Below are 22,329 nucleotides of genomic sequence, written 5' to 3' on the forward strand. Positions count from 1 at the left end.
ATTAAACAGGTATTTTAAATGAATCAATCCGATAAATCTGATTGAGCAGCCTGCGGCAGGCGATGAAGATAGGCGCATAAATCCTCAGTTGACCTCTTTTTGTTCAGGGTATGTGCCGTTCATGTCGTCTCGCCTTTTTCCATTGCTTACGTTTTTTTTGTTTCTGGCGCCCTGCGCTTTCGCCGCGCCAGTACAAAAAAACTTTACCGACTGGCAAGTTACCTGCAACAACCAGAACTTTTGCCAGGCCCGCAACACCGGCGAGCACCAGGGCCTGGTGATGACGCTCTCCCGCAGCGCCGGCGCGCGGGCCGATGCGCAACTGCGTATCGACTTCGGCAACCTTAACGGCCTGAATAAAATCCCGCCTAAAACGCCGCCCATTGCGCCGCGTCTGTTGCTTGATGATAAATCGTTGACGCCTGCGGGTGATAAATGGCGCATCAGCCCTAACCGCATGGCTACCGACGACCCGACGACCATCAACGCCTTTTTGACGCAGATACAGGAAGCCTCCGCCATTACGCTTAAGGGCGGCGCAGGTAACCTTTCACTTGCCGGGCTCAAGGCGGCGTTAATGTTTATCGATGCGCAGCAAAAGCGCATCGGCAGCGAAACTGCATGGATCAAAAAGGGTGACGAGCCGCCGCTTAGCGTGCCGCCTGCGCCTGCGCTCAAAGAGGTCGCTATCACCAACCCGACGCCTACGCCGCTCTCCCAAAGTGAGCTTAACGATCTGCTTGATTACGGCGCGTGGCGCATGAACAACAGCCAGTGTTCGCTGGACCCGGCGCGGCGCGAAGTGCGCGTGTCAGCGTTAAGCGATGACAAAGCGCTGATGATAATCAGCTGCGAAGCGGGCGCGTATAACACGGTCGATCTCGCCTGGCTGGTATCGCGCAAAAAGCCTTTCGCCTCCTGGCCGGTCAGGCTGCGGCTGCCCTTTACGCCCGCGAGCGATAACCCGGATCTGGAGCTGATGAACGCAACCTATAACGAGAAAACCAAAGAGCTCGCCACGCTTGCCAAAGGGCGCGGGATGGGCGACTGCGGCGTCGCCACACGCTGGCGCTATGACGGACAGCGTTTTCGGCTGGTGCGCTACGCCGAAGAGCCAAGCTGCGACGGCTGGAACGGCCCCGACAGCTGGCCCATTCTCTGGGTAACAAAATAATCCCGTTGTTGCCGCTGCGCTTTTTTGCGTATATTTTCGCGGACTTAGCAAGACAAAAAGAGGCGGCGGCAAATGGCGGTTACTGGCAGCAAAGGGATGCGCGGCGCGGCGGCGTTGATGTTCTTTTTACCTCTGGCCTGCGCTGGCGCGGCGTTGACGCCGCAGGATGAGCAGGAAATAGGCAAGCTTATCGCGCAGTGGAACGTTTTTAAAAATCGTCCGCAGGCGGCCTCTGCTGCCGCTCTGTATGCCGGGCAGATTACGTTTTATGGCAAAACCCTGCCATTGAGCGCTGTGGTTGAGCAGAACGCGGCGTTTGTGCAGAAACATCCTCACTACACCCAGAAAATCGTCAACAGGCTGACCATTGACGCGCTTGATGAGGCGCAGCCCGCCGCGCAGGTGACTTTCGTGAAAGCCGCAGGGCTTGAGGCATCCAGCGAGCGTTACTACCCGGCGACCCTGCTGGTGGCAAAGCAGGCTGAAGGCTGGCGCATCCGTGAAGAAAGCGACTGGATAACCGAGTCTAACCAGCAAAAAGAAAAAGATTACCGGGTCGCGGGCGGGCGCTTTAATGGCGTGACCAAAAGCTATGCCTGGCTGAGCGCAAGCGATCCCAAAACCGGCGGCGTTTGCGATGAAAGCGGCGACTGCGAGTGCGACGTCTGGAACAGCGACCCGGCGATAGCGCCTGCGAAGCTGCCCTCCTGCATCGGCGGCGGGGTCGAAACTCTTGCCGGGCTGGATGAGAGCGGCCGCGATCGCCTGCTCATTTACCCCCAATGGTGGACCAGCGCCTGGAGCGTGGCTTATCTCTATGACATTCAGCAAAAACAGTGGGTAAAGGCCATCCCTTCGTTTTCAATGAATACCAATGTGCAGGAAAACGCGCAGGGGAAAGAACTGGTCGCCCGTGACGCGCGACATCCAGGCCAGGTCATCGTGGCGCAGGCGAAATGGGACGAAGAGAAAGAGGATATTGTGATTGAGAAAGCGTCCGTGCCGCTCAACGTGCTTAATTAAAAGTGTGGCGATTCAGCCCGGCGGCTGAATCGCCAGCAGCTTTACTTCTTAAGCACTTTTTTTGCTTTTTCCACCACGTTCTCTACCGTAAAACCGAAGAACGGGAAGAGTTTTTCCGCGGGCGCAGATTCGCCATAGCCAGTCATGCCGACAATCGCGCCCTTCAGGCCGACATATTTGTACCAGTAATCCGCAATGCCCGCCTCCACGGCTACGCGCGCTTCCACGTCGGAAGGCAGCACCGACTCTCGGTACGCTTCATCCTGGGCTTCAAACACGTCGGTGGAAGGCAGCGACACCACGCGCACCTTATGGCCTTCGGCGGTCAGTTGTTCCGCCGCCTGCATGGTAATTTCCACTTCCGAACCGGTAGCGATGAGGATAACGTCCGGCTTGCCGTCGCTCTCTTTCAGCACATAGCCGCCGCGGGCAATATTCTCAACCTGCTCCGGCGTACGGTCCATCTGCGCCAGGTTCTGGCGAGAGAGGATCAGCGCGGTCGGGCCGTTATGGCGTTCCACGGCCGCTTTCCAGGCCACCGCCGCTTCCACCTGGTCGCACGGGCGCCAGCTGGTGAAGTTCGGCGTTAGCCGCAGGCTCGCCAGCTGTTCCACCGCCTGGTGCGTCGGGCCGTCTTCGCCAAGACCAATCGAGTCGTGGGTATAAACCATAATCTGGCGAGCGCTCATCAGCGCGGCCATGCGCGCCGCGTTGCGGGCGTACTCGACGAACATCAGGAAGGTAGCGGTATAAGGTACGAAGCCGCCATGATGGGCAATGCCGTTGGCGATAGCCGTCATGCCGAATTCACGCACGCCGTAATGGATATAGTTACCCGCTTCGTTTTCCTTAAGCGATGTTGAACCCGACCAGATGGTGAGGTTGCTTGGCGCAAGGTCCGCTGAACCGCCGAGCAGCTCCGGCAATGACGGGCCGTAAGCGTTAAGCGCGTTTTGCGACGCTTTACGGGTGGCGATTTTCGCCGGTTCCGCCTGCAGCTTCTTAATGTAATCCTGGGTAAGCTGCTCCCAGTTCTCCGGCAGGCCGCCGCTCATGCGCCGGTTAAATTCTGCCGCCAGCTCCGGGTGCGCTTTTTCATAAGCGGCGAATTTGTCTTTCCAGCTCGCTTCCTGCTGCTGGCCTTTTTCGCGAGCATCCCAGGCCTGGTAGATCTCCTGCGGAATTTCAAACGGCGGATAGTTCCAGCCAAGCTGCTTGCGCGTCAGCGCCACTTCTTCTTCGCCGAGCGCCGCGCCGTGCGCTTCCTCTTTACCTGACTTATTCGGCGAGCCAAAGCCTATCACCGTACGGCAGATAATCAGCGAAGGCTTGTCCTTCACGCTCTGCGCCTCTTCGATAGCGCGCTTGACCGCCTGCGGGTCGTGGCCGTCAATCTCATGGACCACATGCCAGTTGTAGGCTTCGAAGCGCTTCGCCGTATCATCGGTAAACCAGCCTTCGGTTTCGCCGTCAATGGAAATACCGTTGTGGTCGTAGAAGCCAATCAGCTTGCCAAGCCCCAGCGTGCCCGCCAGCGAGCAGACCTCGTGCGAGATGCCTTCCATTAAGCAACCGTCGCCCATGAAGACATAGGTGAAGTGGTCGACAATCTCATGATCCGGACGGTTGAACTGCGCCGCCAGCGTGCGTTCGGCAATTGCCAGGCCTACCGCGTTCGCCAGCCCCTGGCCGAGCGGCCCGGTGGTGGTTTCCACGCCCGGCGTATAGCCGATTTCCGGGTGGCCGGGCGTTTTGGAGTGGAGCTGGCGGAAGTTTTTCAGCTCTTCCATCGGCAGGTCGTAGCCTGAAAGATGCAGCAGGCTGTAAAGCAGCATAGAGGCGTGACCGTTAGAGAGAATAAAACGGTCGCGGTCATACCATGCCGGGTTGGTCGGATTGTGCTTCAGGAAATCATTCCACAATACTTCGGCGATATCCGCCATGCCCATCGGCGCGCCCGGATGGCCGGACTTCGCTTTTTGCACCGCATCCATACTCAGGGCGCGGACGGCGTTAGCTAACTGCTGTCGTGACATGTTTCACTCCATGGCAAAGTTAAAGTTTGGCGGCGAGCAGATCTTCCAGCGCGCGCTGGTCCACGGCGAACTGGCGAATGCCCTCGGCAAGTTTTTCAACGGCCATCGCGTCCTGGTTATGCTCCCAGCGGAACTCCGCTTCGGTCAGCGGTTCCGGACGGCGGTAGCCTTGTTTATTGGGGATAAGCTTGCGTTCCACGACGTCCTCTTTTTCCTGCAACTCTTTAAGCAGGTTAGGGGAGATGGTCAGACGGTCGCAGCCCGCCAGCGCCAGAATCTGCTCGGTACGGCGGAAGCTTGCGCCCATAACGATGGTGTCGTAATTGTGCTGTTTGTAGTAGTCGTAGATATTGCGCACCGACTTCACGCCCGGGTCTTCATCCACGACATACGGGTCCATCGGCTTGCGGCTGTTGTACCAGTCGTAGATACGGCCGACGAACGGCGAAATCAGATAAACCCCCGCTTCGGCGCAGGCGCGCGCCTGGGCGAAGGAGAAGAGCAGCGTCAGGTTGCACTTGATGCCCTCTTTCTCCAGCTCCTCAGCGGCGCGGATGCCTTCCCAGGTTGAGGCGAGTTTGATCAGAATGCGATCCCGGTCGACGCCTTGATCCTGGTAAAGCTCTACCAGGTGGCGCGCCTTCTGCATGCTTTTTTCTTTATCAAACGACAGGCGGGCGTCCACTTCCGTGGAAACGCGGCCCGGGATGCTTTTCAGAATTTCCGCACCCACATTGACCGCCAGCTTGTCGCTCGCTTCGGCGACCTGCTGTTCCTGCGTTTTACCGCGCTGCTTGCCCCAGGCGAGCGCATCTTCGAAAAGGTGTTGATAATGCTCAAGACTTGCGGCTTTCAGCAGCAGGGAAGGGTTAGTGGTCGCATCCTGCGGCTGATAGTGCCGGATGGATTCAATGTCGCCGCTGTCGGCGACTACGGTGGTGAATTGTTTGATGCCTTCTAGCTGGTTCATGGTCAATACTCCTTGAAAAGCAAATGCTTAGCAGAGCGTTTCCTGACACGCTCCGGAAAAACTCATAGAGAACATAACTAAAAAGCATAGCAGACGAGCGTGGCGTTGCTTCTGGCGTTAGGTAACATACTCTCTATAAATTGCTAACATTCCTTACCTTACGGCCGGGAATTTTGGGAGCGTTCAAAGTTTACGGCGTCGCAAGCAGCCATACTATTCGCCTCTCAGGCGTGCCAGTGACGGTTCGCCCCTCTGACCTTACTGAAAGACAGATAAAAAAGGATCGAACAAATGGATGATCAACTGAAGCAAAGCGCCCTCGACTTCCATGAATTTCCGGTGCCCGGAAAAATTCAGGTCTCGCCTACCAAACCCCTCGCCACGCAGCGCGACCTGGCGCTGGCCTATTCGCCGGGCGTCGCCGCGCCCTGTCTTGAGATTGCGGCGGACCCGCTGGCGGCGCACAAATATACCGCCCGCGGCAACCTGGTGGCCGTTATCTCCAACGGTACGGCGGTGCTTGGGCTTGGCAACATCGGCGCGCTGGCCGGCAAGCCGGTGATGGAAGGCAAAGGCGTGCTGTTTAAGAAATTCGCCGGTATCGATGTGTTTGATATCGAAATCGACGAACACGATCCGGATAAACTGATTGATGTGGTGGCCGCGCTCGAACCCACTTTCGGCGGCATTAACCTCGAAGACATCAAAGCGCCTGAGTGCTTCTATATTGAGCAGAAGCTGCGCGAGCGCATGAACATTCCGGTGTTTCATGATGACCAGCACGGCACCGCGATTATCTGTACCGCTGCGGTGTTAAACGGCCTGCGGGTGGTGAAAAAGACTATCTCCGACGTGCGGCTGGTGGTTTCCGGCGCGGGCGCCTCCGCTATCGCCTGTATGAACCTGCTGGTGGCGCTTGGCATGCAGAAGCACAACATTGTGGTCTGCGATTCCAAAGGCGTTATCTACAAAGGCCGTGAAGCGAACATGGCGGAGACCAAAGCCGCCTATGCGATTGACGATAACGGCAAGCGCACGCTGGGCGAGGTAATTGAAGGCGCGGATATTTTCCTGGGCTGCTCCGGCCCGAAAGTACTCACCCAGGAGATGGTAAAACAGATGGCGGATTCGCCGCTTATCCTGGCGCTGGCGAACCCGGAGCCGGAAATCCTGCCGCCGCTGGCGAAAGAAGTGCGTCCGGACGCCATCATCTGTACGGGGCGCTCGGACTATCCGAATCAGGTCAACAACGTGCTCTGCTTCCCGTTCATCTTCCGCGGCGCGCTGGATGTGGGCGCGACCGCCATTAACGAAGAGATGAAGCTCGCTGCGGTACACGCCATTGCGGAACTAACCCACGCCGAGCAAAGCGAAGTGGTCGCTTCCGCCTATGGCGACCAGGAGCTTTCGTTCGGGCCGGACTACATTATCCCGAAACCGTTCGATCCGCGTCTTATCGTGAAAATCGCCCCTGCGGTGGCGAAGGCGGCGATGGATTCCGGCGTGGCGACGCGGCCGATTGATGATTTCGAAGCCTATAAAGACAAGCTCACCGAGTTCGTTTACAAAACCAACCTCTTTATGAAGCCGATTTTCTCCCAGGCGCGCACCGATCCGAAACGCGTCGTGTTAGCGGAAGGGGAAGAGGCGCGCGTGCTGCACGCCACGCAGGAGCTGGTCACGCTTGGCCTGGCGAAGCCGATTCTGGTGGGCCGCCCGAGCGTCATCGAAATGCGTTTGAAAAAGCTGGGCCTGCAAATTCAGCCCGGGGTGGATTTTGAGATAGTGAATAACGAATCGGACCCGCGTTTTAAAGAGTACTGGAACGAGTACTACACCATCATGAAGCGTCGCGGCGTCACCCAGGAGCAGGCGCAGCGCGCGGTGATCGGCAACACCACGGTGATTGGCGCGATCATGGTTCATCGCGGCGAAGCGGATGCGATGATTTGCGGCACCATCGGTGATTATCACGAACATTTCAGTGTTGTTCAGGAGATTTTCGGCTATCGCGAAGGGGTAAAAGCGGCGGGCGCGATGAATGCGCTGCTGCTGCCGAGCGGCAACACCTTTATCGCTGATACGTATGTTAATGACGACCCTGCGCCGGAACAGCTGGCGGAGATTACCGTGATGGCGGCGGAAACCGTGCGTCGGTTTGGCATTGAGCCGAAGGTAGCGCTGCTTTCGCACTCTAACTACGGTTCGTCGAATTCACCCGCCGCCACCAAGATGCGTGAAACGCTGCGGCTGGTGCGCGAGTGTGCGCCGGAGTTGATGATAGATGGCGAAATGCACGGCGACGCGGCGCTGATTGAAAGCATCCGCAACGACCGCATGCCGGACAGCCCGCTGAAAGGTTCCGCCAATATCCTTATCATGCCGAACGTGGAAGCGGCGCGAATTAGTTACAACTTACTTCGCGTTTCCAGCTCCGAAGGGGTGACCGTCGGGCCGGTCCTGATGGGCGTGGCGAAGCCGGTGCATGTGCTGACGCCTATCGCCTCGGTGCGCCGCATTGTCAATATGGTGGCGCTGGCGGTGGTGGAAGCGCAGACGCAGCCGCTGTGATCGGTTGTTAAACGTAACGCTCCGTTCTCTTGCTGGAGCGGCGGCTTTCGCCCTCTCCCCGTTGGGGAGAGGGGCGGGGTGAGGGGTATCTGTGGGGGCGGTGAAAGGTGCCGTTCGCTTTTGCGTCGCGTTCACATGAAATCTCGCATCCCGCGAACGGGTTAAGGGGGCTCGCCGCCGCCCCCTTAACAATCCCGGCTCGCGGCAGAAGGGCAGCCGCAGGAAAACCCCCGCATCCGCGTTGGTTGTGAATTCTGGATTTTCGTAGGATGGATAAGCGAAACCGCCTCTCTTTTTCCGATGGCGCACTGGCGGGTGGCGGCTGCGCTAACCCGCCTTACGGCAGAGTCAACCTCTAAGCCGTTCTTTTGCTGGAGCGGCGGCTTCTCCCTTTCTCCACTGGGGAGAGGGGCGGGGTGAGGGGTATCTGTGCGGGCGGTGAAAGGTGACGTTCGCCTTTGCGTCGCGTGCACATGAAATCTCGCATCCCGCGAACGGGTTAAGGGGGCTCGCCGCCGCCCCCTTAACAATCCCGGCTCGCGGCAGAAGGGCAGCCGCAGAAAAAAAACCTCGCATCCGCGTTAAGACTTGGAATTCAGGTTATTTTTTGTAGGATGGGTTAGCGCTGCGCTATCCGTTCTGCACCACGAGGGAAAAGAGCGGTTAACGCCGCCCCAACGGTACAACCAGCGGCGTACCCGCCACCGGGTCTTCGATAATCATGCAGCGCAGACCGTAAATCGCCTCAATCAACGCTGGCGTCACTATCTCCTTCGGCGCGCCTTCCGCCACGATTTTCCCTTCCCGCAGCGCAATCAGATGCGTCGCGTAGCGGCACGCCTGGTTAAGGTCATGCAGCACTGCCGCCAGCGTATAACCCTGCTCGCGGTTCAGCTCGCTCAGTAGCTCCAGCAAATCTATCTGGTGGCTGATATCAAGCCAGGTGGTGGGTTCATCCAGCAGCATGATAGAGGTTTCCTGCGCCAGCACCATGGCTATCCAGGCCCGCTGCCGCTGGCCGCCGGAGAGGGTATCCACGCCAAGATGCGCAAGCGAAGCCACGCCCGTCGCCGCCATCGCCTTTTGTACCGCGCGCTCATCTTCCTCGCGCCAGCGGGTAAACAGCGGCTGGTGGGGGTATCGTCCGCGCGCCACCAGCTCCTGCACCGTAATATCCCCCGGCGCGCTGGCGTTTTGCGCCAGCAGCCCAATGCGCCGGGCGACCTCTTTCGTGGCGTAGCGCTGGATCTGCTCGCCATCCAGCCACACGCTGCCCGCCGCAGGCTTCATCAGGCGGCTTAAGGTGCGAAGCAGCGTCGATTTGCCGCAGCCGTTCGGGCCGATGATGGCGGTAAACTGGCCGTCCGGGATTGTCACGCTGAGGTTTTCGGCAACGAGGTAGTCGCCATAGCCCAGCGTCAGGGCATCGCCATGCAGGCGCGTTAAGGTGCTCATCGCTTACGGGACTCCTGAATCAACAAGGCGATAAGATAAAGACCGCCGAGGCTGACGGTGACCACGCCCACCGGCAGCTGATAAGGGGCAAAGAGGTGCTGCGCGCCAAGGTCGGCGGCGAGCAACAGCAGCGCGCCGCAGAGCGCCGACTGGAAAAGCCCCCAGCGGGCGGTGCGGCTCAGACGGCGGGCGATGTGCGGCGCCACCAGCGCGACAAACGAAATGGGGCCTGCAAGCGCCGTGGCGGCGGCGGTCAGCACGACGGCGACCAGCATCAGCAGCAGGCGCGAGCGCTCAACCGGCACGCCGAGCGCGCAGGCGCTGTCGTCGCCCATCTCTAAAAGCCGCATCCGGCGCACCAGCAGCGCGCTCGCCAGCAGACCCAGCAGCATCAGCGGCGCGGCGGGGAACGTTTTGCTCCATGTGATGCCGTTAAGCGACCCGGCGTTCCACAGGCCTGCGGACAACGCCGTCTCAAGCGAGGCCTGCAATAAAAGCCAGGTATTGAACGCCACCAGCATGGCGCGCAGGCCGATGCCGATGATAATCAGCCGGAAGGTGTCGATGCCGTTTCGCCAGGCAAGCGCCCAGACGGCAAGCGAGGTAAGGATGCCGCCCGCCATCGCCGCCGCGGCGATGGCCGTCTGATGTTGACCAAACAGCACCATCGCCACCAGCACGCCGCTCCAGGCGCCGGTATTAAAACCCATCACATCCGGGCTGCCTAAGGGGTTACGCATTAAAGACTGAAAAATCGCGCCGCTGACGCCAAGCGCCGCGCCGAGCAGCAGCGCCATCGTCACTCGGGGCAAACGCCACTCCATGACAATGAGGGATACGTTACGTGGGGCATCGCCCCGTAGCGCATCCGCGACCTGAGCGATGCTCAGCGAAACGGCGCCCTGGCCCAGCGCCCATACGGCAAACGCGGCGCTGAGCAGCAAAAACAGGCCGCTGACCAGCCATAAGCGAGGAGAAGCCTTCATAACGACACCCCGCCGCGACGGCGGCGCACCAGATAAATCAGCACCGGCGCGCCGATAAACGCGCTCACCACCGAAACGCGCATTTCACCCGGCACGATCAGCCGGCCAATCATATCGGCCAGCAGCAGCAGGGCGGGGGTGGCGAGCAGCGTAACCGGCAATGACCAGCGGTGATCCGGCCCCACCAGCCAGCGCGCCATGTGCGGCATCATCAAACCGATAAAGGCGATGGGACCGACGGCCGCCGTCGCGCTGGCGCACAGCACCGTTATCACCAGCAGGCCAAGCAGCTGTGTGCGCACCACCCGGCTGCCGAGCGCGGTCGCCGTATCGCTGCCCATGCTCAGGCTGTTTAGCGCGCGGCTTAATCCCAGCGCCAGCGCCATGCCCGACAGCACCGGCAGAACGATGATTTTGAGGGTAGAAAGCGTGCGAATGTCGAGCGAACCCGCCTGCCAGAAGCGCAGCCTGTCGTAAACCACCGGGTTGAGCAGCGAGACGCCGCTGGTAAAGCCTTCCAGCACGGCGGTAAGCGCGACGCCAGCCAGCGTCAGACGCACCGGGCTGAGCTGACCGCCGCCTGCGCTGCCGGTAAAGGCGACGATAAGCGAGGCGCACAGCGCGCCGGCGAAGGCAAAACCCAGCAGGGAAAGCGAAGAGGAGGCGCCCCACAGGGCGGCGCCGATGACGATAGCGAAACTCGCTCCGGCGTTGACGCCAAGCAGGCCCGGGTCCGCCAGCGGGTTGCGAGTGAGGGTTTGCATCAGCGCGCCCGCCACGCCCAGCGCGCCGCCCGCGAGCAGGCCCGCCAGCGTTCGCGGCAGCCGCGCATCAAGCACAATGGTGCAGTCCGCGCTCCGGCACTGACCGCTCAGGGCGTCCAGCACCACCGACAACGGTATGGACTTAGCGCCCACCAACAAACTTAACGCCGCGATAAGCAGCAAAAAAAGAAAAAGGCCCAGCAGGGAGAAAGCCCGTGCTGAAAACCGTGAGGCCGACATAACGCACATCCCATAACGATAATGATAGTTATTATCACTCTTATCGGGCTATGTTAGCATGGGCGTCCCGTTAATCGGTAAGGAAAATTCGCTCTCAAGGCCCTGTAATGAACCGACATTCGCTGTTGCTCAACCTGAGTTTATTGAAAACCCATCCGGCTTACCGCGCTGTCTTCCTGGCGCGTTTTATTTCCATCCTCGCGCTGGGGCTGCTCGGCGTGGCGGTGCCGGTGCAGATCCAGACGCTCACCGGCTCCCCTTTTCAGGTGGGGCTTTCGGTCACGCTCACCGGCGGGGCGATGTTTATCGGCCTGATGACCGGCGGCGTGCTGGCGGACCGCCATGAGCGCAAAAAACTGATTCTGCTGGCGCGCTCCACCTGCGGCGTGGGGTTTATCGGGCTGTGGATTAACGCCATGCTGCCTGAGCCTTCGCTTGTCGTCATTTACCTGCTTGGCCTGTGGGACGGCTTTTTCGGCGCGATTGGCGTCACGGCGCTGCTGGCCGCCACGCCCGCAATTGTCGGGCGAGAAAATTTGATGCAGGCGGGGGCGATTACCATGCTGACGGTGCGTCTGGGGTCGGTTATTTCGCCGCTTATCGGCGGCCTGCTGCTGGCCTCTGGCGGCGTAACATGGAATTACGCGCTGGCGGCGCTCGGCACCTTCATCACGCTGCTGCCGCTGCTTACGCTACCAAAACTGCCTGCGCCGCAGATGCAGCGCGAGCATCCGCTAAAGGCGCTGGCGAGCGCGTTTCGCTTTCTGCTGGCAAGCCCGGTGGTGGGCGGCGTGGCGCTTATCGGCGCCCTGCTCACGATGGCGAGCGCGGTGCGCGTGCTTTATCCGGCGCTGGCTAACCACTGGCAGATGGCGAGCGGCGAAATCGGCGCGCTTTACGCCGCCGTACCGCTGGGGGCGGCGGCAGGCGCTCTCACCAGCGGTCGGCTGGCGCACTCCACGCAGCCGGGGCGCGTTATGCTCTTCACTTCCGTGCTGGCGTTCGTCGCGGTAGGCATTTTCAGCCTGATGCCGTTCTGGGGCTTAGGGGTTGTCTGCCTCGCGCTGTTCGGCTACCTGAGCGGCATCAGCTCGCTGGTTCAGTACACGCTGATTCAGACGCAGACGCCGGACCACATGCTCGGGCGTATTAATGGGCTGTGGACCGCGCAGAACGTAACGGGCGATGCGATTGGCGCGGCGCTGCTGGGCGGCATGGGCGTTGCGCTCTCGCCGGTCAGCTCGGCGAGCGTCAGTGGAATGGCGCTGGCGGTTGCAGGCGTTGCGCTTACGCTGCTGTTAAGCGAGCTTCGCCGCCTGCGGCAGCCGCCGCCGCAATTGGTGAAGCCATAAGAGAAGGGGCCGTGCGGCCCCTTTTTTACGCTTTAAATAACGTCGCCAGCCGTTCGAGTATCAGGCTCGCGCTGTAATAATCCAGGCGGAAGGTCTCTGGCCCCAGCGCATAAACGCGCTGGTTTTGCACCGCGGGCAGATGAGAGAGCAGGGCGTTGCCGGTAAGCGCCTGAGCGTCTTTTTCATCGCTGGCGAAGAGAAAGAGCGATTCGCCGTTCAGCCCCGCAGCCAGGTTTTCACCCCCCAACTGTACGATGTCATGGCGCTTGCCCATGCTGCTAAGCGCAGGCAGCAACGGCGGCGTCGCGAGGGTAAAGCCCAACTGCTGCAACAGCTGCCCCTGAGCGGACATCGGCGTAAAGAGGTTCGCCCCATGCGCGGCGGCGTTGTAGACCAGCGCGCTCACGGGCTGCGGCGGCAGCTTCATGTGCGCTTTCACCTGGTCAAGCTCTTGCGCGAAGCGTGCAATGCGCGCCTGCGCCTCTTTCTCATGGCCGGTTATCTGCCCAAGCTGGGTTAACAACTGCTGCCAGCTTTTGTCGTCGTAATTGATGATAAGCGTGGGGGCGATAGCGGAGAGCTGTTCGTAAAGCGCCAGCGCCGAGTCGCCGCCGGTGGCGCTGATTAAAATCAGGTCCGGCATCTGCGCCGCTACCGCCTCGGCGTTCGGTTCGCCAATGTACAGGCGCTGCACGTTACGCTTTTTCGCAATCTCTCCCCACTGGCGCAGAAAGCCCTGGTCGTCCGCCAGCCGGTTGCCGGGCGTGGTCGCGCCGCTTGCCACCACGGGCGCGTCCAGCGCCAGCAGCGAACCAGTCAGGGTTACGCTTGTGGAAACAATGCGCTGCGGCGCTTTTTCCAGCGTTTGCACGCCGCGGCTGTCGGTCACCTGACGCGGCCATTCCGCCGCCTGCGTGAGTGAGGAAAATCCTAAAACCAGTGCACTGAAAAGCAGCAGCGCCCGTCGGGCGAAATGGGAGATCACAGCGTTGCATCCTGTAAAAAGCAAGGTTAGTAATGCTTCTCATTTTCACTATTTACCGCAGCGATGCAAGCGCGCCGCTTAACGGAAAATGTGGCGTCGGTTGACATGCCCGGCGTTTCGTCTTAGGTTACGCCACCAAATACAAATGATAACAATTATCAGTTCTCTTATCATTTTTGGAGGAGCGCATGGACACGTCTTTGGCTGAGGAAACGCAAGTGGGGAGGATAACCCTTTCACCAGACAGCTTTTTCTTCATGTCGCCGTATCGCAGCCTGGCCACTTCCGGCTGTTTCGCCCGGTTGACGACGCCTGCCGCCGATGGCGCCGATCGCAACGGAGCCTTCCAGAAGGCGTTGCAAAACCACTTCACCGCCGCCCGCGCGCAGGGCGTCAGCAACCCCATCGTCGTCGGCGCCATTCCGTTCGACACCCGCAAGCCTTCGGCGCTGTTTATTCCCCAAACGTGGCGCGTCTTTAACCGCCAGCGTTATCGCAGCAGCGTAAAGCCGCAAAAACCGCTGCAGGTAACGCGCCGTCAGGCGATTCCTGAACAGCCGCAGTTTATGGAGATGGTGGCCCGCGCCGCCGCGCTTACCGACACGCCGCGCGTCGATAAAATCGTGCTGTCGCGCCTTATCGATATCACGACGCAAGACGCGCCCGACAGCGTTGCGCTGCTGGAGCGGCTTATCGCCCAGAACCCCACCAGTTTTAATTTCCACGTGCCGCTGGAAGCGGGCGGGGCGCTGCTTGGCGCAAGCCCGGAGCTGCTGCTGCGCAAATCGGGCGAGTGTTTCAGCTCGCTGCCGTTGGCCGGTTCCGCCCGTCGCATGCAGGATGAAGCGCAGGACAAGGAGGCGGGTAATCAACTGCTGCGTTCTGCGAAAGACAGGCATGAACATGAGCTGGTGACGAAAGCGATGAAAACCGTGCTGGCGCCGCGCAGCCGCCTGCTCAGCGTGCCGGAAACGCCGGCGCTTATCACCACGCCCACCCTCTGGCACCTTGCCACCGCCATTGAAGGCGAGACGCAGGACGCCCGCGATAACGCGCTAACGCTCGCCTGCCTGCTGCACCCGACGCCCGCCCTGAGCGGCTTCCCCCATGAGATAGCCAAAACGCTTATCGCCGAGCTGGAGCCGTTCGACCGTGAACTGTTCGGCGGCATTGTCGGCTGGTGCGATGACCAGGGCAATGGCGAGTGGGTGGTGACTATCCGCTGCGCGCAGCTTAACGGCAACCGCGTGCGGCTTTTCGCCGGCGCAGGCATTGTGCCCGCCTCTGAGCCACAGAGCGAATGGCGCGAAACCGGCGTCAAGCTCTCGACCATGCTCAACGTATTTGGACTGAATGAAGGAAGCCCTGCATGACCCTCCCTTATACCCGCTGGCCAGATGATTTCGCCGTCCGCTACCGTGAAAAAGGCTACTGGCTGGATCTGCCGCTCACCGATATTTTAAGCCGCCACGCCAGCAGCGACGCGACGGCGCTGGTAGACGGCGAGCGCCGCTTCAGCTATCGCGAGCTGGAGCAGGCCGCCACGCGTCTTGCGGGCGCGCTGCAGCGCCGCGGGCTGAAAACCGGCGATACCGCGCTGGTGCAGCTTGGCAACGTTGCGGAGTTTTACATCACGCTGTTCGCGCTGTGGAAAATCGGCGTGGCTTCCGTTAACGCGCTTTTCAGCCACCAGCGCACCGAGCTTGACGCCTACGCCAGCCAGATTGCCCCGGCACTGCTGATTGCCGACCGCGAGCACGGCCTGTTTGGCGACGACGCCTGGCTTGAAACGCTGAAAGCCAGAACGCCTTCGCTGCGCGTTATCGCCCTACGCAACGACACGCTGGAAGCGCTGATTGACGAGCCGGCAGATAACATTGTCGCCTCGCCTTCCGCGCCGGATGAAGTGGCTTTTTTCCAGCTTTCCGGCGGCAGCACCGGCACGCCAAAGCTGATTCCGCGCACGCACAACGACTACTACTACAGCATTCGCCGCAGCGTAGAGATTTGCCGTTTTGATAGCGAAACGCGCTACCTCTGCGCGCTACCCGCCGCCCATAACTACCCGATGAGCTCGCCCGGCGCGCTCGGCGTCTTCTTTGGCGGGGGCTGCGTGGTGCTGGCGAGCGACCCGAGCGCCACGCTCTGCTTTCCGCTGATTGAACAGCATCAGATTAACGTCACCGCGCTGGTGCCGCCCGCCGTCAGTCTCTGGCTGCAGGCGGTGGGGGAAGGGGGTTCTGACGCGCAGCTCGCCTCGCTGAAGCTGTTGCAGGTTGGCGGCGCTCGCCTTTCCGATTCTCTCGCCGCGCGTATTCCGGCGGAGCTCGGTTGCCAGTTGCAGCAGGTGTTCGGCATGGCGGAGGGGCTTGTGAACTACACCCGCCTGGACGACCCGGATGAGCGCATCTTCACCACCCAGGGGCGCCCGATGAGCCCGGATGACGAAGTCTGGGTCGCGGATGAAAACGGCGAACCGCTGCCGCCCGGCGAAGTCGGCCGCCTGATGACGCGCGGCCCTTATACCTTCCGCGGCTACTACAACAGCCCGGAACACAACGCCCGCGCCTTTGATAAAAACGGCTTTTACTGCTCGGGCGATCTGATCGCCATCGATGAGCAGGGCTACATCACCGTAAAAGGGCGCGAGAAAGATCAGATCAACCGCGGCGGCGAGAAGATCGCAGCCGAAGAGATCGAAAACCTGCTGCTCAGCCATGAGGCTATCGTTCATGCCGCGCTGGTCTCGATGGAAGACAGCCTGATGGGCGAGAAAAGCTGCGCTTATATCGTCACCTCCCGCCCGGTAAAGGCGGTGGAGATCCGCCGCTTTCTGCGTGAGCTTGGCGTCGCCGATTTCAAGCTGCCGGATCGCGTGGAGCGCGTCGACGAACTGCCGCTTACGCCCGTCGGCAAAGTGGATAAAAAACAATTGCGTCAGTGGCTGGCGGCGCGTCAGTCCGCATCTGAGTAAGGAGAGAACATGGCTATTCCAAAACTGAACGCCTATGCATTGCCGACAGCGGCAGACATGCCACATAACAAAGTCCAGTGGGCGTTTGAGCCAGACCGCGCGGCGCTGCTTATCCACGACATGCAGGACTATTTCCTTAACTTCTGGGGTGAAAACTGCCCGATGATCGAGCAGGTTGTGGCGAATGTCGTCGCGCTGCGTCAGTTCTGCAAACAGAACGGCATCCCGGTTTACTACACCGCGCAACCTAACAACCAGAGCGATGCCGACCGCGCGCTGCTGAACGACATGTGGGGCCCGGGGCTAAACAACCATCCCGATAAACAAAAAGTGGTGGATGCCCTTACCCCGGACGCAGACGATACCGTGTTAGTGAAATGGCGCTACAGCGCGTTTCACCGCTCGCCGCTGGAGCAGGCGCTGAAAGAAGCGGGTCGCGACCAGCTGATTATTTGCGGCGTCTATGCGCACATTGGCTGCATGATCACCGCAACAGACGCCTTTATGCGCGACATTAAGCCCTTTATGGTGGCGGACGCGCTGGCGGACTTCAGCCGTGAAGAGCACCTGATGGCGCTGAAATATGTCGCAGGGCGCGCTGGCCGCGTGGTGATGACCCGCGATATCGCGGCGAAAGCCGAACTGCCGCAGAGCAAAGCGGAACTTCGCGCGTTGATCCTGCCGCTGCTGGATGAATCCGACGAGCCGGAAGATGATGAGAACCTTATCGACTACGGTCTCGACTCCGTGTGCATGATGGCGCTGGCCGCCCGCTGGCGCAAAGCGCATGGCGATATCGACTTCGTCATGCTGGCGAAAAACCCGACGCTGGACGCCTGGTGGGCGCTGCTCGCCCGGGAGCCGCAGGCATGAGCCTTGATTTTAGCGGCCAGACGGTCTGGGTGACCGGCGCGGGCAAAGGCATCGGCTACGCCACGGCGCTGGCGTTTGTGGAAGCGGGTGCAAGCGTCGTGGGTTTCGACCTCGCCTTTGAACAGGAAAATTATCCGTTTGCGTGCGAAACGCTGGATGTGGCGGACGCCGCCGCCGTTGCGCGTACCTGCCAGCGTTTGCTGGCGGCAGAAAAGCGCCTCGATGTGCTGATTAACGCCGCCGGCATTTTGCGTATGGGGCCGACGGACGAGCTTTCCGCCACCGACTGGCAGCAGACCTTTGCGGTAAACGTTGGCGGCGCGTTTAACTTCTTTCAGCAGACCATGGCGCAGTTTCGCGCGCAAAAGGGCGGGGCTATCGTCACGGTAGCCTCTGACGCCGCGCACACGCCGCGCATTGGCATGTCCGCCTATGGCGCGTCGAAAGCGGCGCTGAAAAGCCTGGCGCTGACCGTAGGCCTCGAGCTTGCCCCCTTCGGCGTGCGGGCGAATCTGGTTTCGCCTGGCTCAACGGATACCGATATGCAGCGTACGCTCTGGAAGAGTGAAGATGCCGAACAGCAGCGCATTCGCGGCTTCGCAGAGCAGTTCAAGCTCGGTATCCCGCTGGGTAAAATCGCCCGTCCGCAGGAGATTGCCAACGCTATCCTGTTCCTGGCGTCCGCCCAGGCGAGCCACATTACGCTGCAGGATCTCGTTATCGACGGCGGCTCAACGCTGGGGGCATAGATGATCTGGAAACGGCACATGACGCTGGAGGCGCTTAATGCCACCAGCGAAGGGACGATGGTGGCGCATCTTGGCATCGTTTACACCCGGCTTGGCGACGACCTGCTTGAGGCGACCATGCCGGTGGACGCCCGCACCCATCAGCCGTTCGGCCTGCTGCATGGCGGCGCCTCGGCGGCGCTGGCGGAAACGCTGGGTTCAATGGCGGGTTATCTCACCACCCGCGACGGTCAGTGCGTGGTCGGCACGGAGCTTAACGCCACCCATCACCGTGCGGTTTCGCAGGGCACGGTGCGCGGCGTTTGCCAGCCGCTGCACCTTGGCAGGCAGAGCCAGAGCTGGGAGATTGTGATTTTCGACGAGCAGGGCAGGCGCTGCTGCACCAGCAGGCTGAGTACGGCGGTGCTGGGGTAAAGGAGCGTGACTTGCAGGACATCCGTCTTGTTGCCTTTGCATACGTTGAGGGTGCGCAGACGGTGAAAGGTTCTGTTCGCCGGAAGATGGTTTTTATATTTCACCTTCCATCAGGCGAACATGCTAAGGGAGCTCGTCGCCGCTCCCTAAACCATCCCGGCTCCCGGCTTAAAATCGCCCCTCTTCGGGGCAGACCTTCCGCGCTGTCATCTGGCTTCGGGTCGGTCATGCCGGGGCCATCCGGCGTGTCCGGTCCGCCGCCAGCACGGAAGGCGGTTTTGAAGCTGGAGAAAGCCCTCGCTGCACCGCTGATTTTTGGCTCACCTGCGCATTCGCATCAGAAATCGTGTTTAAACTCCCAGGGACAAGCAGCCGTCCCCGGGTTTTCCCTTCGCCCCTTCCCGTGATCCCGCTAGCAGACTGACGTAAATCCCTGCGCCAACCCCGCGTTTCTCCAGTAGCCAAGTTGTTAAATCTTCTGTCGTGATATAGAAACAAAATGTAACACCTCTGTTTCATTCCACCTTCACTGAAGGGACAATTCTTATGACGAATTCAGGGAAATACTTGCTGTGGGCGGGGCTCTCCGTGGCGGCCGCCTTCGCGATGGGCTACATCGCGCTTAACCGCGGCGAGCAAATTAACGCGCTGTGGATAGTGGTCGCCGCTGTCTGCATCTATCTCATCGCCTACCGTTTTTATGGTCTCTATATCGCAAAACGCGTGCTTGGCGTGGACGCCACGCGCATGACGCCCGCCGTGCGCCATAACGACGGCCTCGACTATGTGCCTACCGACAAAAAAGTGCTGTTCGGTCACCATTTTGCCGCCATCGCTGGCGCAGGCCCGCTGGTGGGGCCGGTGCTGGCGGCGCAGATGGGCTATCTGCCGGGCATGCTCTGGATCCTCGCAGGCGTGGTGTTTGCCGGCGCGGTGCAGGATTTCATGGTGCTGTTTGTCTCAACCCGTCGCGACGGCCGCTCGCTTGGCGAGCTGGTGAAAGAAGAGATGGGCAACACGGCGGGGGTTATCGCGCTGATAGCCTGCTTTATGATCATGGTGATTATCCTCGCCGTGCTGGCGATGATCGTCGTGAAAGCGCTTACCCATAGCCCGTGGGGAACCTATACCGTCGCCTTTACCATCCCGCTCGCTATTTTTATGGGCATCTATATTCGCTATCTGCGTCCCGGACGCATTGGCGAGGTTTCCGTTATCGGCCTCGTTATGCTGGTCTTCGCTATTATTTCCGGCGGCTGGGTAGCGCAAAGCCCGACATGGGCGCCGTACTTCGATTTCACCGGCGTGCAGTTGACCTGGATGCTGGTAGGCTATGGTTTCGTGGCGGCGGTGCTGCCGGTCTGGCTGCTGCTCGCCCCGCGTGATTACCTCTCCACCTTCCTGAAAATCGGCACCATTATTGGTCTTGCCATCGGCATTCTGATTATGCGCCCGACGCTGACCATGCCGGCGATGACGAAATTTATCGACGGCACCGGGCCGGTGTGGAGCGGCAACCTCTTCCCGTTCCTGTTTATTACCATCGCCTGCGGCGCAGTTTCCGGCTTCCATGCGCTGATCGCCTCCGGCACCACGCCGAAGATGCTGGCGAACGAAAATCAGGCCTGCTTTATCGGCTACGGCGGCATGCTGATGGAATCGTTTGTCGCCATTATGGCGCTGGTTTCCGCCTGCGTGATCGACCCGGGCGTTTACTTCGCCATGAACAGCCCGATGGCGGTGCTGGCGCCTGCCGGTACGGCGGACGTGGTGGCTTCGGCGGCGCAGGTGGTCAGCGGCTGGGGCTTCCAGATAACGCCGGATACGCTTAGCCAGATAGCCGCTGACGTGGGCGAACAAACCATTATCTCCCGCGCGGGCGGCGCGCCGACCTTAGCCGTCGGCATGGCCTATATTCTGCACGGCGCGCTCGGTGGGCTGATGGATGTCTCGTTCTGGTATCACTTCGCGATTCTGTTCGAGGCGCTGTTTATTCTGACCGCAGTGGACGCGGGCACCCGCGCGGCGCGCTTTATGCTGCAGGACCTGCTGGGGGTAATTTCGCCCAACCTCAAGCGTACCGAGTCGCTACCCGCTAACCTGCTGGCGACGGCGCTCTGCGTGCTGGCGTGGGGCTACTTCCTGCACCAGGGGGTGGTGGACCCGCTTGGCGGCATCAACACCCTCTGGCCGCTCTTCGGTATCGCCAACCAGATGCTGGCGGGCATGGCGCTGATGCTTTGCGCCGTGGTGCTGTTCAAGATGAAGCGCCAGATGTACGCCTGGGTGGCGCTGTTGCCGACCGCCTGGCTGCTTATCTGCACGCTGACGGCGGGCTGGCAAAAGGCCTTCAGCCCGGATAATAAAGTCGGCTTCCTGGCCATTGCCAACCGCTTCCAGGCGATGATCGACAGCGGTAATATTCCGGCGCAGTACACCCAGGCGCAATTGAGCCAGCTGGTGTTTAATAACCGTCTTGATGCCGGGCTGACCATCTTCTTTATGGCGGTGGTCGTCGTGCTGGCGCTCTTTTCGCTAAAAACCGCGATGAAGGCGCTGAAAGAAAATCGCCCGACCGCCAGGGAGACGCCGTACGAGCCGATGCCTGAGAACCTCGACCGCGTTGTCACCGAAGCGAAAAGCGCGCATTAAACCTGTAACGTATATATGTCTCTCCCCTTTTCCTCAGCATTGTGGCTGAGGGGGAGGGGATAACGAGGATAAAACGATGTTCGATACCCTTGCCAAAGCCGGGAAATACCTCGGCCAGGCGGCGAAAATGATGATTGGCGTGCCGGACTACGATAACTACGTAGAGCATATGCGCGTCAACCACCCGGACCAGACGCCCATGACGTATGAAGCGTTCTTTCGGGAACGTCAGGATGCCCGCTACGGCGGCAAAGGTGGGGCGAAGTGCTGCTAAGCGCCGGTTAGCGGTACTGCACCAGTTGTTCCGGCTGGCAGCCATAGAGCGCCGCCAGTTTTTCGCGGGTACGTTTTTGCGGACGTGAATCAGGGGACTCCAGCTGCGAAACGGCAGACTGGCTGATGCCGAGTTTTTCAGCCACCTCCTGCTGCGACAGCCCGCGCCAGATACGCCAGGCGGCCTGTAAACTCACGTTCTGCTCGACTGTAATGCCAACCACCTCATGCGGCAGCGTGACGTCATCGTCGCTATCCGGCTCATATGGCAGTGACGCCAGCGCCTCGTCATCTTCCAGTTGCGCCAGCACAGACAGATAGAGCTCATAAGGGATGACCGCATATTCGGGTTTGCCCTGTTTATCATGAATAATTTGTGCGTTGAGCATATCGATCCCCCGTTAATTTAGGTAAGTCGTCGTGGTTCTGCGTTTCACTTCCAGAATGAGGCAGATAACCGGTACGCCTGCCACGCGCTCGTAGATAACCCGATAACTCCCCACCCGCAGCCGGTAACGGGGTTTCAGCCCCGCCAGTTTTACAATGTCCAGCCTGGTGTCTTCAGCGGCGAGCGCGGAGACCTTCTTATAGAGCGTAAGCCTGTCGCTTTCCGGTACGGCATTGAGTTGTTTGTACGCCCGCTTTGTCCATCTGATCTCCATGATGTTCCCTCACTCTATCCGCTTCCGTATTATAAGTAAAATATAAGAATATAAGCTTTTATCTGAAAGTGATTTGCTTATATGAAGTACGCTAAACGGGGAACGGGCGGGAGGAAAGCGGCAGCGAAAGGTTTCTCGTACCGTCTCGCAAAAACGCCTTCCGGGCGGAAGGCGTT

At 60.2% G+C, this 22,329-nt stretch carries 19 protein-coding genes; 11 read left to right on the forward strand and 8 right to left on the reverse strand.

Features of this window, described 5'->3' with window-relative positions; translation table 11 throughout:
- Positions 1–121 precede the first annotated feature (121 nt).
- Positions 122–1,174, forward strand: a complete 1,053-nt coding sequence (locus tag IEX01_RS16280; RefSeq protein ID WP_024558687.1) for a DUF1176 domain-containing protein — start codon at positions 122–124, stop codon at positions 1,172–1,174.
- 72 nt (positions 1,175–1,246) lie between these two features.
- Entirely contained in the window at positions 1,247–2,197 is a 951-nt protein-coding gene (locus tag IEX01_RS16285; protein WP_373289693.1) for a hypothetical protein, read from the forward strand.
- Between the two features lie 41 nt (positions 2,198–2,238).
- Here the strand turns inward: IEX01_RS16285 and tkt are convergent, their stop codons facing one another.
- Both tkt and tal read right to left on the reverse strand, forming a co-directional pair.
- Positions 2,239–4,233: a transketolase gene (tkt, locus tag IEX01_RS16290; protein ID WP_024558685.1), complete on the reverse strand. Its 1,995-nt coding sequence runs from the start codon at positions 4,231–4,233 to the stop codon at positions 2,239–2,241.
- A 19-nt stretch (positions 4,234–4,252) separates the two neighbouring features.
- A complete protein-coding gene (gene tal / locus IEX01_RS16295) occupies positions 4,253–5,203 on the reverse strand; it encodes a transaldolase (protein ID WP_024558684.1) in 951 nt (316 codons plus the stop codon).
- 291 nt (positions 5,204–5,494) lie between these two features.
- Between tal and maeB the strand changes: the two genes are divergently transcribed.
- Positions 5,495–7,774 carry an NADP-dependent oxaloacetate-decarboxylating malate dehydrogenase gene (gene maeB / locus IEX01_RS16300; protein ID WP_188724176.1) on the forward strand — a complete coding sequence of 760 codons (2,280 nt, stop codon included), beginning with the start codon at positions 5,495–5,497 and terminating at the stop codon, positions 7,772–7,774.
- A 663-nt stretch (positions 7,775–8,437) separates the two neighbouring features.
- Here the strand turns inward: maeB and fepC are convergent.
- The 3 genes from fepC to fepD are packed head-to-tail and all read right to left on the reverse strand — an operon-like array spanning position 8,438 to position 11,219.
- Complete coding sequence (gene fepC / locus IEX01_RS16305; RefSeq protein WP_024558682.1) at positions 8,438–9,229, reverse strand: iron-enterobactin ABC transporter ATP-binding protein; 792 nt, start codon at positions 9,227–9,229, stop codon at positions 8,438–8,440.
- Positions 9,226–10,215, reverse strand: coding sequence for an iron-enterobactin ABC transporter permease (gene fepG / locus IEX01_RS16310; RefSeq protein ID WP_024558681.1), 990 nt, complete (start codon positions 10,213–10,215; stop codon positions 9,226–9,228). The genes fepC and fepG overlap by 4 nt, the downstream gene beginning before the upstream one ends.
- A complete protein-coding gene (fepD, locus tag IEX01_RS16315; protein WP_188724177.1) occupies positions 10,212–11,219 on the reverse strand; it encodes a Fe(3+)-siderophore ABC transporter permease in 1,008 nt (335 codons plus the stop codon). The genes fepG and fepD overlap by 4 nt, the downstream gene beginning before the upstream one ends.
- Positions 11,220–11,326: 107 nt before the next feature.
- Here fepD and entS point away from each other — a divergent pair, with 107 nt between their 5' ends.
- Positions 11,327–12,571 carry an enterobactin transporter EntS gene (entS, locus tag IEX01_RS16320; RefSeq protein ID WP_188724178.1) on the forward strand — a complete coding sequence of 415 codons (1,245 nt, stop codon included), beginning with the start codon at positions 11,327–11,329 and terminating at the stop codon, positions 12,569–12,571.
- A gap of 25 nt (positions 12,572–12,596) precedes the next feature.
- On the opposite strand, the gene fepB is transcribed toward entS, so the two are convergent.
- Positions 12,597–13,556, reverse strand: a complete 960-nt coding sequence (fepB, locus tag IEX01_RS16325) for a Fe2+-enterobactin ABC transporter substrate-binding protein (protein WP_029697066.1) — start codon at positions 13,554–13,556, stop codon at positions 12,597–12,599.
- 188 nt (positions 13,557–13,744) lie between these two features.
- Here fepB and entC point away from each other — a divergent pair, with 188 nt between their 5' ends.
- The 7 genes from entC (at position 13,745) to IEX01_RS16360 (ending at position 21,492) form a co-directional block, all read left to right on the forward strand.
- Complete coding sequence (gene entC, locus IEX01_RS16330; RefSeq protein ID WP_188724179.1) at positions 13,745–14,929, forward strand: isochorismate synthase EntC; 1,185 nt, start codon at positions 13,745–13,747, stop codon at positions 14,927–14,929.
- Complete coding sequence (locus IEX01_RS16335; RefSeq protein ID WP_188724180.1) at positions 14,926–16,530, forward strand: (2,3-dihydroxybenzoyl)adenylate synthase; 1,605 nt, start codon at positions 14,926–14,928, stop codon at positions 16,528–16,530. The genes entC and IEX01_RS16335 overlap by 4 nt, the downstream gene beginning before the upstream one ends.
- Before the next feature lie 9 nt (positions 16,531–16,539).
- Positions 16,540–17,403, forward strand: a complete 864-nt coding sequence (locus IEX01_RS16340) for an isochorismatase (RefSeq protein ID WP_188724181.1) — start codon at positions 16,540–16,542, stop codon at positions 17,401–17,403.
- Complete coding sequence (entA, locus tag IEX01_RS16345) at positions 17,400–18,152, forward strand: 2,3-dihydro-2,3-dihydroxybenzoate dehydrogenase EntA (protein ID WP_024558674.1); 753 nt, start codon at positions 17,400–17,402, stop codon at positions 18,150–18,152. Before IEX01_RS16340 ends, entA begins: the two co-directional genes overlap by 4 nt.
- Complete coding sequence (gene entH / locus IEX01_RS16350) at positions 18,153–18,566, forward strand: proofreading thioesterase EntH (protein ID WP_024558673.1); 414 nt, start codon at positions 18,153–18,155, stop codon at positions 18,564–18,566.
- Positions 18,567–19,112: 546 nt separating this feature from the next.
- Positions 19,113–21,218 carry a pyruvate/proton symporter CstA gene (cstA, locus tag IEX01_RS16355; RefSeq protein WP_024561515.1) on the forward strand — a complete coding sequence of 702 codons (2,106 nt, stop codon included), beginning with the start codon at positions 19,113–19,115 and terminating at the stop codon, positions 21,216–21,218.
- Between the two features lie 76 nt (positions 21,219–21,294).
- Complete coding sequence (locus IEX01_RS16360) at positions 21,295–21,492, forward strand: YbdD/YjiX family protein (RefSeq protein ID WP_024558671.1); 198 nt, start codon at positions 21,295–21,297, stop codon at positions 21,490–21,492.
- Positions 21,493–21,499: 7 nt separating this feature from the next.
- Here IEX01_RS16360 and IEX01_RS16365 read toward each other — a convergent pair whose 3' ends face one another.
- Both IEX01_RS16365 and IEX01_RS16370 read right to left on the reverse strand, forming a co-directional pair.
- Positions 21,500–21,880, reverse strand: coding sequence for a helix-turn-helix domain-containing protein (locus IEX01_RS16365; protein ID WP_024558670.1), 381 nt, complete (start codon positions 21,878–21,880; stop codon positions 21,500–21,502).
- A 12-nt stretch (positions 21,881–21,892) separates the two neighbouring features.
- The gene (locus IEX01_RS16370) at positions 21,893–22,153 is read right to left on the reverse strand and encodes a type II toxin-antitoxin system RelE family toxin (protein WP_024558669.1); all 261 of its coding nucleotides are present in this window, start codon (positions 22,151–22,153) and stop codon (positions 21,893–21,895) included.
- Positions 22,154–22,329 lie beyond the last annotated feature (176 nt).

The sequence above is a fragment of the Franconibacter daqui genome (genome assembly GCF_014644275.1).
Taxonomy (GTDB): domain Bacteria; phylum Pseudomonadota; class Gammaproteobacteria; order Enterobacterales; family Enterobacteriaceae; genus Franconibacter; species Franconibacter pulveris.

What these genes read in the sequence shown, in the direction of transcription:
- IEX01_RS16280 (WP_024558687.1), top strand. Translation starts at nt 122, where the DNA reads ATGTCGTCTCGCCTTTTTCCATTGCTTACGTTTTTTTTGTTTCTGGCG.
- IEX01_RS16285 (WP_373289693.1), top strand. Translation starts at nt 1,247, where the DNA reads ATGGCGGTTACTGGCAGCAAAGGGATGCGCGGCGCGGCGGCGTTGATG.
- tkt (WP_024558685.1), bottom strand. Translation starts at nt 4,233, where the DNA reads ATGTCACGACAGCAGTTAGCTAACGCCGTCCGCGCCCTGAGTATGGAT.
- tal (WP_024558684.1), bottom strand. Translation starts at nt 5,203, where the DNA reads ATGAACCAGCTAGAAGGCATCAAACAATTCACCACCGTAGTCGCCGAC.
- maeB (WP_188724176.1), top strand. Translation starts at nt 5,495, where the DNA reads ATGGATGATCAACTGAAGCAAAGCGCCCTCGACTTCCATGAATTTCCG.
- fepC (WP_024558682.1), bottom strand. Translation starts at nt 9,229, where the DNA reads ATGAGCACCTTAACGCGCCTGCATGGCGATGCCCTGACGCTGGGCTAT.
- fepG (WP_024558681.1), bottom strand. Translation starts at nt 10,215, where the DNA reads ATGAAGGCTTCTCCTCGCTTATGGCTGGTCAGCGGCCTGTTTTTGCTG.
- fepD (WP_188724177.1), bottom strand. Translation starts at nt 11,219, where the DNA reads ATGTCGGCCTCACGGTTTTCAGCACGGGCTTTCTCCCTGCTGGGCCTT.
- entS (WP_188724178.1), top strand. Translation starts at nt 11,327, where the DNA reads ATGAACCGACATTCGCTGTTGCTCAACCTGAGTTTATTGAAAACCCAT.
- entC (WP_188724179.1), top strand. Translation starts at nt 13,745, where the DNA reads ATGGACACGTCTTTGGCTGAGGAAACGCAAGTGGGGAGGATAACCCTT.
- IEX01_RS16335 (WP_188724180.1), top strand. Translation starts at nt 14,926, where the DNA reads ATGACCCTCCCTTATACCCGCTGGCCAGATGATTTCGCCGTCCGCTAC.
- IEX01_RS16340 (WP_188724181.1), top strand. Translation starts at nt 16,540, where the DNA reads ATGGCTATTCCAAAACTGAACGCCTATGCATTGCCGACAGCGGCAGAC.
- entA (WP_024558674.1), top strand. Translation starts at nt 17,400, where the DNA reads ATGAGCCTTGATTTTAGCGGCCAGACGGTCTGGGTGACCGGCGCGGGC.
- entH (WP_024558673.1), top strand. Translation starts at nt 18,153, where the DNA reads ATGATCTGGAAACGGCACATGACGCTGGAGGCGCTTAATGCCACCAGC.
- cstA (WP_024561515.1), top strand. Translation starts at nt 19,113, where the DNA reads ATGACGAATTCAGGGAAATACTTGCTGTGGGCGGGGCTCTCCGTGGCG.
- IEX01_RS16360 (WP_024558671.1), top strand. Translation starts at nt 21,295, where the DNA reads ATGTTCGATACCCTTGCCAAAGCCGGGAAATACCTCGGCCAGGCGGCG.
- IEX01_RS16365 (WP_024558670.1), bottom strand. Translation starts at nt 21,880, where the DNA reads ATGCTCAACGCACAAATTATTCATGATAAACAGGGCAAACCCGAATAT.
- IEX01_RS16370 (WP_024558669.1), bottom strand. Translation starts at nt 22,153, where the DNA reads ATGGAGATCAGATGGACAAAGCGGGCGTACAAACAACTCAATGCCGTA.